This is a genomic window from Pseudomonas sp. KBN10P06128 (genome assembly GCF_037574945.1).
GTDB lineage: Bacteria > Pseudomonadota > Gammaproteobacteria > Pseudomonadales > Pseudomonadaceae > Pseudomonas > Pseudomonas aeruginosa.
The window spans coordinates 5864063-5878879 of record NZ_JBBELR010000001.1; the positions used below are offsets into that span (position 1 = coordinate 5864063).

Genomic DNA, 14817 nt, shown 5'->3' on the forward strand with positions numbered 1-14817 from the left:
ACTGAGCGGTCAGTGGCGCACAGGCTAACCTTAGCCGGTCGCGTCGCATTGGCCGCCCTGCCGTTATCCCGGTCAGCGCGGTCAATTGCGGCGAACAGGTGGCTGCGTAGAGTTGTCCACACTGTTACCCGCGTTCCCTCGGCATCGTTGGCCGGCGGAATCCACCTTCAGCCTTGGAGCCTTTCCACCGGGAGCCCGTTCCATGACCGATCGTTACATCGCCTTCGCCAACTCCCCCGTCGGCCGCCGCCTGGTTGGCGCCGTCGGCCTTCCCTCCCCGCTGCGCCTGGAGCGCTGGCAGGCCGGCCGGGTGCGGCCGGTGGACGGCCCGCTGGTGATCGGCGGGAGCGGCGCGCTGGCCGAGGCCGTGCTGCCCTTCGCCGGCAAGCTGACCGATGCGGTGTTCGCCGCCGTCGAGGGACAGTTCGAGCTGCCGCGCTGGACCGCCGAACACAGCCCGCGGGCCAAGGCGGTGCTGTTCGATGCCAGCGGCCTGACCCGCTTCGAGCAGTTGGTGGCGCTGCGCGACTTCTTCCAGCCGGTGCTCAAGGGCCTCGACACATGCCCGAAGGTGGTGGTCCTCGGACGCGCCCCCGAGTCTCTCAAGGACCCGGTCGCCGCCAGCGTGCAACGCAGCCTGGAAGGTTTCACCCGCTCCCTGGGCAAGGAAATCCGTCGCGGCGGCAACGTGCAGTTGCTGTACGTCGGCAAGGGCGCCGAGGACCAACTGGAAGGCGCACTGCGCTTCTTCCTCTCGCCGAAGAGCGCCTACGTCTCCGGCCAGGTGATCCGTCTTGCCGCCAACAGCGCCCAGGTCCACGACTGGAGCAAGCCGCTGGCCGGCCAGCGCGCGCTGGTCACCGGCGCCGCCCGCGGCATTGGCGCGGCCATCGCGGAAACCCTGGCGCGCGACGGCGCGGAAGTGGTGCTGCTCGACGTGCCGCCGGCCAGGGAGGCCCTCGAAGGCCTCGCCGCGCGCCTCGGCGGCCGTGCCGTGGCTCTCGACATCTGCGCCGCGGACGCCGGGCAGCAACTGGTGGACGCGCTGCCTGAGGGCGTCGATATCGTCGTGCACAACGCCGGGATCACTCGCGACAAGACCCTGGCGAAGATGAGCAGCGACTTCTGGAACTCGGTGATCAACGTCAACCTCAATGCCCCGCAGGTGCTGACCCAGGCCCTGCTCGACGGCGGCAAGCTGCATGACAACGGCCGGGTGGTATTGCTGGCGTCGATCAGCGGCATCGCCGGCAACCTCGGGCAGAGCAACTACGCGGTGAGCAAGGCCGGCCTGATCGGCCTGGCCCAGGCCTGGGCGCCGGCGCTGGGCAAGCGCGGCATCACCATCAACGCGGTGGCGCCGGGCTTCATCGAGACGCAGATGACCGCCGCCATTCCGCTGACCATCCGCGAGGCCGGCCGGCGGATGAACTCCATGAGCCAGGGCGGCCTGCCGCAGGACGTCGCCGAAACGGTGGCCTGGTTCGCCCAGCCGTCGTCCGGCGCGGTCAGCGGCCAGGTGCTGAGGGTGTGCGGGCAGAGCCTGCTGGGGGCCTGAGGCGGCCCCTGCCCCCCGGCGACAGGACGCCGACCCGGTAGGGCGGATAACGCCAACGGCGTTATCTGGCCCTGCACCGGGAAACCACCGGTAGCCCCTTCGGACAGGCCCTACCCGCGCCCCTGCTGCCCACGCCGGCGGAACTCCACCGGCGTCTCGCCGACCCAGCGCTTGAACGCGCGATAGAAGGTGCTCGGCTCGGAAAACCCGGTGCGTTCGACGATCACTTCGATGCGCTCGTCGGTCTTCAGCAGCAGTTCCTTGGCCAGTCGGCAGCGGTAGTCGGTGACCAGGTCGTTGAAGCGCACCCCGGCCATCGCCAGGCGTTCGCGCAGACGTCGGGCCGGCATGCCGAGGCGCGCGGCGACCTGCTCCAGGGTGGCGCCTCCGTCCACCAGCAACTCGCCGATCAGTTCGCGGACCTGGCGCACCAGGTCCAGGCGCTCCACTTCGGCCAGTTGCCGGCGCGCCAGCGACTCGTGCATGCGCAGCAGTTCCGGGGCGGCGTGGCGCGAGGGTTTGTCCAGCACCGCGGCATCGAATACCAGCGCGTAGCGCGGCATGCCGAGGATCGTCGGGCAGCCGTAGACCGCACGGTAGCGCTCCATCGGCGCGCCGGTTTCGTTCATCAGTTGCACTTCCAGCGGCTTGAACTCGCCCTCGGTGAGCGCGCCGAACAGGCGGATCACCGCGCCGGCGAGCATTTCCGGGAAGTGACGGTTGATCGCCGGCGATTCGCCCAGCGACAGCACCGCGCGCTCGCCCTCCACCTCCAGTTGCGCCTGCAGGGTGTCGGACAGCAGGCGTACGTAGCGCAGGGAATGGCGCAGGCCGGCGCCGAAGGTATCGCTGGAGAGGAACAGGTATTCCAGGAGCAGGCCGTGGAACGCCGGCAGGTGCTCGGCCAGGTGCAGGCCGACATGCTCTTCGCCGCACTCGTCGGCGGCGGCCTTCCAGAACAGGTTCTGTGCGGAATGGGGGAAACGGCCGGCCGGCAGGCCACCCGGCGGCAGCCCGACACGGACCAGGACCCGGTCCGGATCGCAGCCGCTGGCGCGCAGGGCGTCGATCACCGGGCGCATCAGCGCTACATCGTCGGTCAGATCACGCATGGTGTTTTTTCTAGTTATCCATGGGGCGGGCCCATCTTAGGCAGCTTTGCCATCCCCTCTCAAGGAGAGGCCATAGAAATAACCCATCCCGCATGACGGAAAAACCCTCAGATCGACTAGCCGCCGGCGTGGTCGAAAATCTCGATGCAGACGCATTCCGGAGCCGATTGACCGCCCTGCCAGCGGCGTCGGCCAGGCGGCCAATGCCTGCTGCGGGTGCTCGACTAAGCTGACAGCCACCTATTTCGAGGAGATGTCCAATGCCCACCGCCTGGCTCGACCTGCCCGCCCCACCCGCCCTGCCCGGCCTGTTCCTGCGCGCCGCACTGCGCCGCGGCATCCGCGGCAAGGCCCTGCCCGAGCGCGGCCTGCGCAGCCAGGTCACGGTGGACCCGAAGCACCTCGAGCGCTACCGCCAGGTCTGCGGTTTCCGCGACGACGGCCTGCTGCCGCCGACCTACCCGCACATCCTCGCCTTCCCGTTGCAGATGGCGCTGCTCACCGACAAGCGCTTCCCCTTCCCGCTGCTCGGCCTGGTCCACCTGGAGAACCGCATCGACGTGCTGCGCGCGCTCGGCGGCCTCGGCCCGTTCACCGTGAGCGTCGCGGTGGAAAACCTGCAACCGCACGACAAGGGCGCCACCTTCAGCATCGTCACCCGCCTGGAAGACCAGCTTGGCCTGCTCTGGGTCGGCGACAGCAAGGTGCTCTGCCGCGGCGTCAAGGTGCCCGGCGAGATTCCGCCGAAAGCCGAGCAGGAGCCGCTGCCGCTGGAGCCGGTCGACAATTGGAAGGCGCCCGCCGACATCGGCCGGCGCTATGCCCGTGCCGCCGGCGACTACAACCCGATCCACCTGTCGGCGCCCAGCGCCAAGCTGTTCGGCTTTCCCCGCGCCATCGCCCACGGCCTGTGGAACAAGGCTCGCAGCCTGGCCGCCCTCGGCGAGCGGCTGCCGGCCTCGGGCTATCGGGTCGAGGTGCGCTTCCAGAAGCCGGTGCTGCTGCCGGCCAGCCTCACCCTGCTGGCCAGCGCGGCGGCGGCGGACGGCCAGTTCAGCCTGCGCGGCAAGGACGACCTGCCGCACATGGCTGGGCATTGGAGCCGGCTACAGGGCTGACGCCGGTCCGCCATGCCTTGAAGCTTCGGGCGCAAAGCCCGAAGCTATGCGGCTGCTTACCGCCACCGCGAAGAATCCCCCCATGGACCTGCACGAACTCACCGCGCGCCTGCACGCCATCCGCGACCGCAACGACTGGCGCCAATTCCACAGCCCGAAGAACCTGGCCATGGCCGCCAGCGTCGAGATGGCCGAACTGGTGGAGATCTTCCAGTGGCTGACGGAAGACCAGTCGCGCACGCTGTCGGCCGAGCAGCTCGAACACGCTGGCCAGGAAGTTGGCGACATCGTCCTTTATCTGCTGCTGTTCTGCGGGGAAACCGGCCTCGACCTGGAACAGGTGGTGCGCGCCAAGCTGGCCGACTGCGAACGGCGCTTCCTGCCATGAGCGACCGCCATTTCGACGAACTGGCGACGCGCTTCGCCGAAAAGATCTATGGCGGCGCCAAGGGTGCGATCCGCCTCGCGGTACTCCAGGCCGACCTCGCCGAAGCCCTCCCGGAGCGACCTCTGCGGATCCTCGACATCGGCGCCGGGCTCGGCCACATGTCGCTCTGGCTGGCCGCTCGCGGCCACCGCGTAACCCTCGCCGAGCCAGCGCAACCCATGCTCGACGGCGCCCGCCAGCGCTTCGCCGAAGCCGGGCAGGCCGCCGAATTCATCCAGGCGCCCTGGCAGGAACTGCTCGGCCAGCTCACCGAGCCCTACGACCTGGTGCTCTGCCACGCCGTGCTCGAGTGGCTGGCCGAACCCCATGCGATCCTGCCGGTGCTGCACCAACTCTGCGCACCCAGCGGCTGGCTGTCGCTGGCCTTCTACAACCGCGACGCGCTGATCTACCGCAACCTGCTCAAGGGCCACTTCCGCAAGCTGCGCAAGGAGCGCTTCGCCGGCGAGGGGCAGAGCCTGACCCCGCAGCGCCCGCTCGACCCGCGCGAGCTGGAACAGGCGCTGGCAGCGCGTTGGCGCATCGAGGCGCGCAGCGGCGTGCGGGTGTTCCACGACTACATGCCGAGCGAGTTCCAGGCCAAGGCCGAACGGCTCGACCTGGTGGAAATGGAGCTGGCCTACCGCCGCCACCCGGCCTTTGCCGGGCTTGGCCGCTACCTGCACTGGCTGTGCCGCCCGCAATGAAAGGCGCAGAATGCAGTCTGAGCCTGCAAGGGCCGCCGACGTAGCGCGGCCACGGAGCGTCGAGCATGCAATCGCGACTGTTGATCCTGCCGTTACTCGCCAGCCTGGCCGCCCTCGGCGCCTGCCAGGGCGACAATCCCTACCGTGCCAGCTCCCTGCCCTACCCGCCGCAGCCGGCCGCCGCGGCCAATCCCGGCCTCGATCCCGGGGCCTATCCGGCGGCGCCGCGCGACTACGCCCGCTACCGTAGCTGGAGCTGGGCCGCCGCCGGGGTCAGCGGCTTTCCCCAGGGCCTGGACGACAACCAGTTGCTCGACGCCGTCAGCCAGCAGCTCGACCAGCGCGGCCTGCGCCCGGCGCGGCCGGGCAGCGCGGCCGACCTGCAGGTCAGCGCGTTCCTGCGCAACGAACTGCGCACCCGCCAGGTCACCGACTACTACGGCGGCTACTACGGCAACTACGGCGGCTGGCGCGATCCCTGGTACGGCTATGGCGCCAGCTACCCGGTGACCCGCAGCTACACCGTGCAAGTCACCGTGGTCCGCGTCGAGCTGAACGACGCCCGCAGCGGCCAGCCGGTGTGGGGCAACAGCGCCGAGTTCGACTCCGGCGACTCCGTCAGCGAACAGGCCAAGGCCCTGCGCGAAGCGGTGAAACGGGCGCTGTCGAGCTACCCGCCGGGCTGATCGGCGAGCACCCGGCGGCGGATCGCCTCCATCTTCCTGGGCGAGTTGCTCATCACCGCGTCGGCGCCCAGGGCGCGCGCGGTGCGGTAGTCCTCGGCGGTCTCGATGCCGAACATCACCACCTTCACCGGCTCGCGGCGCACGCAGTCCATCGCTTTGCGCGTCCACAACTGCGCCGCCGGCACCTTGTAGGAGGACTCGCCAAGGGTGAAGCGCTCGGTCACCGTCAGTTCGCGGCGCAGCTCGATGCCCATCCAGGTGCCGCCGGCCGGCGGTGCCTCGCAGCGCTCGCCGAAGGCCAGGCCGACCAGGCGGTTGCGCGTCGCATCGCGGCTTTCGAACTGTCGCGCGCGGTCCGCGTAGCGCTGCGTCAGGTAGTCGTTGGCGGCCTTCTCGGTGGAATAGAAACGCACCCGCGACCAGGCCTTCTGCCGTTCCAGCTCGCCGGCCACGGCATCGACCAGCGGCTCCACCGGCAGCGACTTCATGTCGAGGAACACCGGCACCTGCGGCGGGATCGCCCGTAGCGCCTGGCGCAGCGTCGGAATCCGCAGCGGCTTCTGGCGGTAGGGATAGCTGCCGTCCTCGGCCTTGAACATATAGCCGGCGTTCAAGCGCGCCAGCTCGGCCAGGCTCGACTGGCCGACCGCGCCGGCGCCCTGGGTCAGGACCGTCAGGTCAGCGGGGCGATAGAGCACCGGATGGCCATCGGCGCTCAACTGCACCGACAGCCATAGCGCGTCGGCGCCGTTGTCCAGCGCCTTGCGGATCGCCAGCAGGGTATTCTCCGGGTAGTCCGCGGTGCCGGCGCGGTGGGCCACCAGCAGCGGGCCCGGGCCATCCGCCGGGACCACCGAGCGTGCCTCGACGCAGCCGGTCAGCGAAAGGCCCAGCAGCAGGATCGCAATACTTCGACTCATTTCATTCTCCCGTCGCGCCTATAGGGCGGGCGCTCGCCAACGTTACTTGTGAAGACGTTTCAAACCCGCGTTTCCTCTTGCCTTTCATCCGGCGCTGAGCTTGGATGTGAACTCTGACTGGAGAAAAACCATGATCCGCCGAATCCTGCTGCTCGGCCTGCTCCTCAGCCTCGCAGCCTGCGAAACCACCCAGCTCGACCGCGACTTCGACAGCTCCCGCGACTTCGCCGCCTACCGCAGCTGGAGCTGGTCGCAACCCGCCTTCGAATACCGCCCCGACGACCCACGCATCAAGAGCGACCTCACCGAGCAACGCATCCGCGAAGCCGTCGCCCAGCAGCTCGACCAGCGCGGCCTGCGTCCGGCCCAGGGCAACGCCAGGGGCGACGTCACGGTGCGCGCCTACCTGATCGTCGACGATCGCCAGGACCAGATCACCACCAACTACGGCGGCGGTTACTGGGGCGGCTACTGGGGAGGATACTGGGGCGGCCCGGCGATGGCCGAGACGCGCACCGTGAATTACAAGGTTGCCACCCTCCAGGTCGACCTGTTCGACGGCAAGGACGGCAAGCTGGTCTGGCGCGGCAGCGGCGAGCAGATCATGCGCACCAGCCCGCCGAGCCCGGCCGAGCGCGAGCAGGCGATCCGCGAGACGGTACAGAAAGTCATGTCGCAATACCCGCCGCGCTGACATGCAGCTCAGCCACCGCCCGGCGGAGACCGGCGACCTGGAGACGGTCGCCGGCTTCCCCCAGGACCGCGACGAACTCTTCTATTGCTACCCCAAGGCGATCTGGCCGTTCAGCGTCGCCCAACTGGCCGCCGCCATCGCCGAACGTCGCGGCAGCACCGTGGCCGTGCACGACGGACAGGTGGTCGGCTTCGCCAACTTCTACCAGTGGCAGCACGGCGACTTCTGCGCCCTCGGCAACATGATGGTGGCGCCCGCCGCGCGCGGCCTGGGCGTGGCCCGCTACCTGATCGGGGTCATGGAAAACCTCGCCCGCGAACAGTACAAAGCGCGCCTGATGAAAATTTCCTGCTTCAACGCCAACGCCGCCGGGCTGCTGCTCTATACCCTGCTCGGCTACCAGCCGCGCGCCATCGCCGAACGCCACGATCCGGACGGCCGGCGCGTGGCGCTGATCCAGATGGACAAGCCCCTTGAACCCTGACACCCACGCCCAGCGCGTCCTCATCATCGTCTCCAGCGGCCCGAGCACCCCGGCCCGCTGCGCCGCGCCCTTCCACACCGCGACCCTGCTGGCCTGCATGGACGCCGAGGTGACCCTGTTCCTCAGCGGCGAAGGCGTGCAGTTGGCGCGCCGCGCCGTTGCCGACCAGTTGCGCGCGCTGGACGGCGGCGAGCCGCTGCGCCACTTCATCCGCCAGGCCCGCGAGGCCGGCGCGCGCCTGCTGATGTGCCGCCAACCCGGGGTGAACATCGACGAAAGCGAACTGATCGAGGAACTCGACGAAATCTCCAGCGGCGGCGAACTGGCACGGCTGATCCTCGAATCCGAGCGAGTGCTGACCCTATGAGCGCGAACCTGCACGGCCTGGAATTCCCCGACGGGCTGTTCTACGCCCCGGACTACAACCTGTGGCTGCGCGAGGAAGTCGACGGCAGCCTGACCCTGGGCCTGAGCGCCTACGGCTGCGCGTTGTATGGCGAAATCTTCGCCTTCACCCCCAAGCGCGACGGCTGGCACATCGAACGCGACCGCAGCTTCGGCGTGGTCGAGTTCGCCAAGGCTGCCTCCTCGGCCCGCAGCCCGTTGGCCGGGACCCTGCTGGCGAGCAACCCGGCGGTGGTCAAGCGCCCGGCGCTGATCAACCGGGATTGCTACGGCGAGGGCTGGATGGTGCGGCTGCAACCGGACGACTGGGCCTCGGCGCGGGGAGCGTTTCTCCAGGGAGACGCGGCGCGGGAGGCATTCGCCGAGCGCATGCGCCTGGATGGGTTCGATCCGCAGCATCCAGGGGTGCAGGCGCTGGACTTCTGAGACTCCCGGGTTTTACCCGCACTCTGCTCGCGGAGGGCGGATAACGCCGCTGGCGTTATTCGCCCTACCCCAGTTCCCCATCGCCGCCAATCTCCCGAATATCCCCGGAGCCCGCCATGCCCCCACCCCAACCGCCCCGCTTCGACGGCCAACGCTGGAGCAACGCCGACGACGACCGCATCGAGGTGCTGCCCGCCGACCCCGCCTGGCCACAACGCTTCGCCGCCGAAGCCGAGGCCATCCGCACGGCACTGGCGCTGCCCGGGCTGGGCATCGAGCATGTCGGCAGCACCGCGGTGCCCGGGCTCGACGCCAAGCCGATCATCGACATCCTCCTGCTGCCGCCGCCCGGCCACGATCCGCAGCGGCTGGTAGCCCCGCTGGAGGGCCTCGGCTACCAGTTCTGGCGCGAGAACCCGAACACCCAGCGGATGTTCTTCGTCAAAGGCATGCCGCCCTTCGGCCATGGCCGCACCCACCATGTCCATGTCATGCCCCTGGCCCAGGCCGACCGCTACCTGCTGTTCCGCGACTGGCTGCGCAACCACCCCGACGACGCCCACCTCTACGCCGAAACCAAGCACGCCCTGGCCCGCCGCTACCCCACCGACCGCGAGGCCTATACCCGTGGCAAGGACGAGGTCGTCGCAAGGATTCTCGGCCGGGCGCTGGCGGCGACGCGGCACCCAATGATACAGAGTGGCCTGGTAAGGGGAGAACGCGAAATGCACGCCAGGGAACTGCGTGAAACGCTGGTCGCCGGCGCGGAATCGACGCCAGGCGGCCCCGCCGATACAGCCTATTTCGAGTTGCTGCGCAGCCGGGTAAGCAAGCCCCAGGACTGAGGCGGATAGCGTGCTTCGCTCACTACTGCGACTGTGCGAGCACGGCTTCCACCAACCTCTCGATCACCTCCCCCACCCTCCCCGGCTCGCCAACCTCCACCCAGCGCAAATGCGCGAACCGCGGATCCTCGCGCAGGCCGGTGTATTTGCGGCGGTTGCCTGCGAAGGTGGTCCATGACCAGAGCAGGATCGAATCCCTGGAGCAGAACGCCATCCGCAGCGATTCACGGTTGCCGTGGGACAGGCGGGTGCGCAGCAGGCCCCGGGCCAGGGTGCGGCGAAGGACCCGGGAGAACACCGTCCAGCGCCCGAAATTCAGCCATACCACATGGGTGGCGCGGCCCCAGAGCAACTCGCGGACGGCGCTGTAGTTGCCGTCGGCGACCCAGCGCGGCGCCGTCGTCGCCCGCTCCACTGCGTGCTCGAAGCGTTCGTGGGGCACGGCTTGCCAGCCGGGGCCCCAGTAGAGTCGGTCGAGTTCGACATGCGTACAACCCAGCCTGGCGGCCAGCGCGGCGGAGAAGGTCGACTTCCCGGCCCCGCTGGTGCCGACCACCACCACACGCAGCGGCGCGCCTCGCTCGGCCTCGACGCAGGTCATGCCTTGACCGCGACCAGCGTGTAGCACATCGGGATCGCCAGCGGTCCGTCCTCGTAGAGGTCGTAGAGTTCCTCGCGGTTCGAGTGCGGGTACTCCTTGAAGTGACTCAGGCGCAGGCCGGCGCCGAGCAGCCCGCCGAGGATGTCGCCGAGCGGGTGGACGTACCAGTAGCTGGCGATGCCGGTATCGCTGCCGCTGCCTTCGTAGACGATGGCCTCCCGGGATACGTGGGGCGTGTCGGTGAAGTAGTCGTTGCGCAGTTCGAACGGTCGCTCCGACTCGGGTTCGAGCATCTCCAGGAACGGGTGGGTCTCATAGATCGCCAATTGCCCGCCCGGCTTCAGCAGGCCGCTCACCGAGGCGAAGAAGCGCGCGATGTCGGGCATCCAGTTGAGCACACCGATGGTGATCAGCAGCAGGTCGAACTGACCGTTCAGCTCGGCCGGCAGCTCGTAGGCATTGGCTTCGACGAAACGCGGCTGATGCGGCGAGCGCTCGGCCAGTTGCCGCGCCTGGGCGAGGAAGGCGGCGGACTGGTCGATCCCCACCGCCCGCGCGACGCCGAAGGCGTACAGCGAAAGCACTTCCCGGCCGTTGTTGCAGCCGACCTGGACCGCCGCCTTGCCGGCCAGGTCCAGATTGCGCAGCACGCCAGCCAGGGTCTCGTCCAGGCAACTGAAGCCGGTTTCCTGTACCGCCAGCGACAATTCCTGCCAGCCGCTGCCACGCAGGTGACTGTCGGCGGACGCGTCCCAGGCGCGTCGGTTGCTTTCCACCGCGTGTTCAAGATCCGTCATGCGAAAACCTCAGAAGTGTTCCCAGGAAGGCCAGCCGAGTCGCGAACCCGCAGCCCACTCAATCGCGGAATTGCAGCCCGATATGGGCTCGGCAGTCGCGTCGTTCCAGGCTGCCTTCCTGGAAAGCGCCGCAGGCGCGGTTTCTCAGAGGCAGCGTCTGTTCCACCACGGTCACCCGCACCTCGTTCGCCGGTTGGCGCTGCTCGGCGGGTCGCGGCGCCTGACGCCGGCCGTTCAGGTTGTCGGCCCCGCCTGGCGGGATGCGCCGGCGCGTCGCGGCGATCCGCCTGCATGCTCAATAGAGACCGGTGGCGCTGCCCCGCTCGAACAGCGGCACCTGGTTGGCCAGGATCATGTTGTAGCTGAGCATGAACGGCACCCCGCCGCCGCTTTCGGCGATCTGGCTTACCCAGCCGATGGGGTTGTTGAACAGCGATTCGTCGGGGCTGAGCACGCCGACGGCGGCGCTGTCCGGGTCGCCGTCCCAGGTCACGTCGCCCCAATGCCAACCGAGGCCACGCACGTACTGCGCCCCGATCAGCGCGCCGAGGGCGAAGACCGCCTCGTCGTCGAGGCTGCGCCCCTGCGCCCTCGCATCGCGCACGTAATCGGTGACGGCGGCGACGATCTGCGCCGGCGTCTCGTCCGCGGCGATGCCAAGCAAGGCAAGCCCCTGTGCCTGCAAGTCCGCCAGTTGCTGTTGCAGGTCCGTTGAAAGCGGATTGATCTCGGCCATCCCTGTTCTCCCGAGGCAAGCGTGCGCACCCGTCCGTCGGGCGCGCCATGAAGCGCGTTATCTTACGGCTTCGCGGCGACGAAAGCGCCCTCCCCAGCCAAACGTAGCGCAGCCGCTAATCGCCTCTTCCCGGAAATGCTGCCTTCGGCTCTACTGGCGAATTTGTGCCATCCATACCCGAGACAGCCCCATGACGCTGATCGCCGCCGCCCAGAGCTGCGCCCACCCCGCCGACCTGCCACGCAACCTCGACGACCACCTGCGCCTGATGCGTATCGCCCAGGCACGGGGCGTGCGCCTGCTGGTGTTTCCCGAACTGTCGCTCACCGGCTACGAACCCACCGCTGCCGCCGCCCTCGCCCAGCCGGCGGACACGCCCCTGCTGCAACCGCTGCGCCAGCTCGCCGAGCAGGCACGGATGACCACGGTGGTCGGCCTGCCGCTGCGCTCGCCGAAGCATGCCAAGCCGCTGATCGCCGCCCTGATCCTCGGCGCCGACGGCAGCCTCGGCGTCTATGCCAAGCAGCACCTGCACGCGGGCGAGGAACGCCACTTCTCAGCCGGCGACGGCGGCCCCCTGCTGGAGATCGACGGCCTGCCGATGGCGTTGGCGGTCTGCGCCGACTTCAGCCAACCCAGCCACCCGGCCCACGCCGCCCGTGCCGGCGCTCGCCTCTACATCGCCAGCGCGCTGATCGGAGAAAACGGCTACCCGGCCGACTCGGCCCTGCTGGCCGGTTATGCCCGCGAGCACGGAATGGGCGTGCTGCTGGCCAACCATGGCGGGCCGACGGGTGGCTGGAAGGCGGCGGGCAGGAGTGCGTTTTGGAATGAGCGGGGAGCGCTGGTCAGGGAGACGACGGGGACGGGTGAGACGCTGCTTCTGCTGGAACGGACCGAGATAGACGCTTGATCCTGTGAGACACGATGGCCGCCGAAAGCGAGCGGAGAATTGGCGGAAGGCAGTGGGAGTCGAACCCACCCAGGAACGGCTGCCGTCCCCCACCGGATTTGAAGTCCGGCCACGCCACCGGGCGTGATTGCCTTCCTCTTTGATTTGCAAGAGGTTTTCCTCGAGACGGGAGCTTATCAGGCCGGGGTCCGAGGAAGAAATGCCGGATGTCATGGAAAGTCGTTCGCATGGCCGGGCGAGCAGAGCGTAGCCCAGCCACGGAGCGCTTCACAGGCGTTTCAGGCAATGGCAGTAGACGAAGTGCTGGACCCGGCCGGCGGGAGTGACGTGGTGTTCGTCGCGGTGCTCGGTGAGCTGGAAGGCGGAGCCGAACTCGGCGTGCAGTTCGTCGGCGTCGTAGCGCATGACCGGCAGGCCGCTGCATTCGGTCGGGCCGTCGGCGGCGAAGGTGGCGACGATCACATGGCCGCCGTGGCGGACCGCCTTCATCACCTGGCGCACGTAGGCGCGGCGGGCTTCGGCAGTGGTAAGGAAGTGGAACACGGCGCGGTCGTGCCAGACATCGTAGGTGGCTTCCGGCAGGTCGACGCCGGTGATGTCGCCGGCGATCCAGCGCACCTCTTCGCCGCGCGCGCCGAGGCGGTTGCGGGCGACGCGCAGGGCGGCGTCGGAAAGGTCGAGCACCGTCAGGTCGCCGAAGCCTTCGGCGAGCAGGCCGTCGACCAGGGTCGAGGCGCCGCCGCCGACATCGATGATCGCCGCCTCGCGGGGCGCGCCGATGCGTCGGATCAGGTCGAGGGACAGCGTGGCCTCGGCCTGGAACCAGCTCACCGCGTCGGACGGCTTGCTCTCGTATACCCGTTGCCAGTGCTCTCGTTCGGACATGACGACCTTCTCCGTGTTGCGCTGCGACCCATTACCCACCAAGGGCGTTAACGGCACATTAACGCCATAGGCGCTGTTGCGACAGGGCCGCTCCTCAACCGTAGGCACCGCGCAGAGACATCACGCCGCGCCTTCGCGCCGCCTGGCGGATCAGCAGTTCGCCCACGGCCAGGGCCAGCGCCACGCCGCCGACGATCTTGCCGGCGTAGGCCCAGTCCATCGGCGCGCCTGGGGTGACGACGAACAGGCCGATGCCGGCCAGCACATGCAGCGCGACGAACAGCGCCCAGAGACTGGCCAGGCGGTCGCCCAGCGGCATCCGGTAGGGCCGTGGGCGCGGGTCGGCGCGGCGCAGGCGGACGAAGGCCAGGCACATCAGCACGTAGGGCATCATGAAGACCATGGCGAAGATCGACAGCAGGGTCCAGAACAGTTCCTCGGCAGTGTGCGCCACCAGGCCGTAGAGCAGCAGCAGGACGATGCTCACCGTCGAGGCCAGCACCGCCGAGCCGATCGGCGTGCCGTGGCGTGGATGGACCACACCGAACAGCGCCGGCAGCTCGCCGGCCTTGGCCGCTTCCACCGCGGCACGATTGGTGCCCATGCTCCAGGTGACCATGTTGGTGAAGAGGGTGAACAGGACGAAGGCGCCGACCAGGTCGGCGAGCATCCCGCCGGCGCCGTCGTGGCCGTAGATGTTGTAGAGGGTGTGGGCGAAGATCCGGGTGACGTCGGTTTCCTCGGCCGGTACCGCGGCCAGCACGCCGAGGGTGCCGAAGATATTGAAGGCGCCGACGATCAGCCCGGAGATCAGCACCGCGCACGGGATGTCGCGGCGCGCGTTGCGCATCTCCGCGGCGCTGCAACAGGCCAGCTCGGTCCCCATGATGCCGTAGACCATCACTCCCAGCGCGGCCATCTGGCCCGGCGAGGACGGGACGATGGAGTCCAGGCTGAAGTCGTTGGCGAAGCCATGGTTCCAGCCGTGGTGCAGGCCGCCGACGCCCAGGGCGAGCACCGCGAGCAGCTTGAGCAGCGCGCCGAGGTTCGGCAGCCATTTGCCCAGGCGCAGCGCGACCACGTTGAACGCCGCGGTGAGCAGCGCCAGGGCGATGCCGATGGCGATCTTGCCCCAGAGGCTCAGCTCGGGGAAATAGAAGGCGCCGAGCATGCTGCCGAACAAGGTGTAGACCGAAGGCATCCACAGTGCGTTGTTGACCCAGTACATCCATGACACCCGGGCCCCCCAGCGGAAGCCGAAGGCGCTACGCACCCAGTGGTAGACGCCGCCGTTGGCGGGGAAGGCGGTGCCCAGCTCGGAGGTCATCATGGCCATCGGCAGGAACAGCAGGAGCAGAACGTAGAGCCACCAGAACAGGCTCGACGGACCGAGGGAAGAAGCCAGGGCGATCTGGTCCATGAAGAGCATCGCCGAGACCGTGTAGAGCACCACATCGCGCAACCGCAGGACCTTGTTCTTGTTGTCGTCCATTGGGGTTCTCC

At 68.8% G+C, this 14817-nt stretch carries 18 protein-coding genes and 1 tRNA gene; 11 read left to right on the forward strand and 8 right to left on the reverse strand.

Annotation, left to right across the window (positions count from 1 at the left end; genetic code table 11):
• The first annotated feature begins 202 nt into the window (after window positions 1-202).
• A complete protein-coding gene (locus VQ065_RS27345; protein ID WP_003111301.1) occupies window positions 203-1558 on the forward strand; it encodes a 3-oxoacyl-ACP reductase in 1356 nt (451 codons plus the stop codon).
• A gap of 110 nt (window positions 1559-1668) precedes the next feature.
• Here VQ065_RS27345 and VQ065_RS27350 read toward each other — a convergent pair whose 3' ends face one another.
• Window positions 1669-2670 (reverse strand): AraC family transcriptional regulator, encoded by a 1002-nt coding sequence (locus VQ065_RS27350; protein ID WP_003095270.1) that lies wholly within the window; start codon window positions 2668-2670, stop codon window positions 1669-1671.
• Between the two features lie 260 nt (window positions 2671-2930).
• Between VQ065_RS27350 and VQ065_RS27355 the strand changes: the two genes are divergently transcribed.
• The 4 genes from VQ065_RS27355 (at window position 2931) to VQ065_RS27370 (ending at window position 5608) form a co-directional block, all read left to right on the forward strand.
• Window positions 2931-3788: a MaoC family dehydratase gene (locus tag VQ065_RS27355; RefSeq protein ID WP_003095272.1), complete on the forward strand. Its 858-nt coding sequence runs from the start codon at window positions 2931-2933 to the stop codon at window positions 3786-3788.
• An 82-nt stretch (window positions 3789-3870) separates the two neighbouring features.
• Entirely contained in the window at window positions 3871-4176 is a 306-nt protein-coding gene (locus VQ065_RS27360) for a nucleotide pyrophosphohydrolase (protein ID WP_003102255.1), read from the forward strand.
• Window positions 4173-4922, forward strand: coding sequence for a methyltransferase domain-containing protein (locus tag VQ065_RS27365; RefSeq protein ID WP_003095276.1), 750 nt, complete (start codon window positions 4173-4175; stop codon window positions 4920-4922). Before VQ065_RS27360 ends, VQ065_RS27365 begins: the two co-directional genes overlap by 4 nt.
• Window positions 4923-4987: 65 nt before the next feature.
• Complete coding sequence (locus VQ065_RS27370; RefSeq protein WP_003095278.1) at window positions 4988-5608, forward strand: DUF4136 domain-containing protein; 621 nt, start codon at window positions 4988-4990, stop codon at window positions 5606-5608.
• On the opposite strand, the gene VQ065_RS27375 is transcribed toward VQ065_RS27370, so the two are convergent.
• The gene (locus VQ065_RS27375) at window positions 5593-6528 is read right to left on the reverse strand and encodes a glycerophosphodiester phosphodiesterase family protein (protein WP_003095280.1); all 936 of its coding nucleotides are present in this window, start codon (window positions 6526-6528) and stop codon (window positions 5593-5595) included. The two genes, VQ065_RS27370 and VQ065_RS27375, sit on opposite strands and share 16 nt — an antisense overlap.
• A gap of 130 nt (window positions 6529-6658) precedes the next feature.
• Here VQ065_RS27375 and VQ065_RS27380 point away from each other — a divergent pair, with 130 nt between their 5' ends.
• From VQ065_RS27380 to VQ065_RS27400, 5 genes are all read left to right on the forward strand, one after another.
• Window positions 6659-7222: a DUF4136 domain-containing protein gene (locus VQ065_RS27380; protein ID WP_003095282.1), complete on the forward strand. Its 564-nt coding sequence runs from the start codon at window positions 6659-6661 to the stop codon at window positions 7220-7222.
• A gap of 1 nt (window position 7223) precedes the next feature.
• Window positions 7224-7706, forward strand: coding sequence for a GNAT family N-acetyltransferase (locus tag VQ065_RS27385; protein ID WP_003095284.1), 483 nt, complete (start codon window positions 7224-7226; stop codon window positions 7704-7706).
• On the forward strand, window positions 7696-8073 hold the full coding sequence (locus tag VQ065_RS27390; RefSeq protein ID WP_003095286.1) for a DsrE family protein: 378 nt from the start codon (window positions 7696-7698) through the stop codon (window positions 8071-8073). The genes VQ065_RS27385 and VQ065_RS27390 overlap by 11 nt, the downstream gene beginning before the upstream one ends.
• Window positions 8070-8537 (forward strand): glycine cleavage system protein H, encoded by a 468-nt coding sequence (locus tag VQ065_RS27395; protein WP_003095288.1) that lies wholly within the window; start codon window positions 8070-8072, stop codon window positions 8535-8537. The genes VQ065_RS27390 and VQ065_RS27395 overlap by 4 nt, the downstream gene beginning before the upstream one ends.
• A gap of 116 nt (window positions 8538-8653) precedes the next feature.
• Complete coding sequence (locus tag VQ065_RS27400) at window positions 8654-9382, forward strand: GrpB family protein (protein ID WP_003095289.1); 729 nt, start codon at window positions 8654-8656, stop codon at window positions 9380-9382.
• Window positions 9383-9404: 22 nt separating this feature from the next.
• Here VQ065_RS27400 and VQ065_RS27405 read toward each other — a convergent pair whose 3' ends face one another.
• The 3 genes from VQ065_RS27405 to VQ065_RS27415 form a co-directional block, all read right to left on the reverse strand.
• A complete protein-coding gene (locus VQ065_RS27405) occupies window positions 9405-9983 on the reverse strand; it encodes an AAA family ATPase (protein WP_003095292.1) in 579 nt (192 codons plus the stop codon).
• On the reverse strand, window positions 9980-10780 hold the full coding sequence (locus VQ065_RS27410; RefSeq protein WP_003095295.1) for a class I SAM-dependent methyltransferase: 801 nt from the start codon (window positions 10778-10780) through the stop codon (window positions 9980-9982). The genes VQ065_RS27405 and VQ065_RS27410 overlap by 4 nt, the downstream gene beginning before the upstream one ends.
• 295 nt (window positions 10781-11075) lie before the next feature.
• Window positions 11076-11444, reverse strand: a complete 369-nt coding sequence (locus VQ065_RS27415; protein ID WP_003146166.1) for a hypothetical protein — start codon at window positions 11442-11444, stop codon at window positions 11076-11078.
• Between the two features lie 262 nt (window positions 11445-11706).
• On the opposite strand from VQ065_RS27415, the gene VQ065_RS27420 reads away from it, so the two are divergent.
• On the forward strand, window positions 11707-12429 hold the full coding sequence (locus tag VQ065_RS27420; RefSeq protein ID WP_003095301.1) for a carbon-nitrogen hydrolase family protein: 723 nt from the start codon (window positions 11707-11709) through the stop codon (window positions 12427-12429).
• 40 nt (window positions 12430-12469) lie between these two features.
• On the opposite strand, the gene VQ065_RS27425 is transcribed toward VQ065_RS27420, so the two are convergent.
• The 3 genes from VQ065_RS27425 to VQ065_RS27435 form a co-directional block, all read right to left on the reverse strand.
• Window positions 12470-12565: transfer RNA gene (locus VQ065_RS27425), tRNA-Sec, on the reverse strand.
• A 131-nt stretch (window positions 12566-12696) separates the two neighbouring features.
• A complete protein-coding gene (locus VQ065_RS27430; protein ID WP_003095305.1) occupies window positions 12697-13314 on the reverse strand; it encodes a class I SAM-dependent methyltransferase in 618 nt (205 codons plus the stop codon).
• 94 nt (window positions 13315-13408) lie between these two features.
• Window positions 13409-14806: an APC family permease gene (locus VQ065_RS27435; RefSeq protein ID WP_003095306.1), complete on the reverse strand. Its 1398-nt coding sequence runs from the start codon at window positions 14804-14806 to the stop codon at window positions 13409-13411.
• Window positions 14807-14817 lie beyond the last annotated feature (11 nt).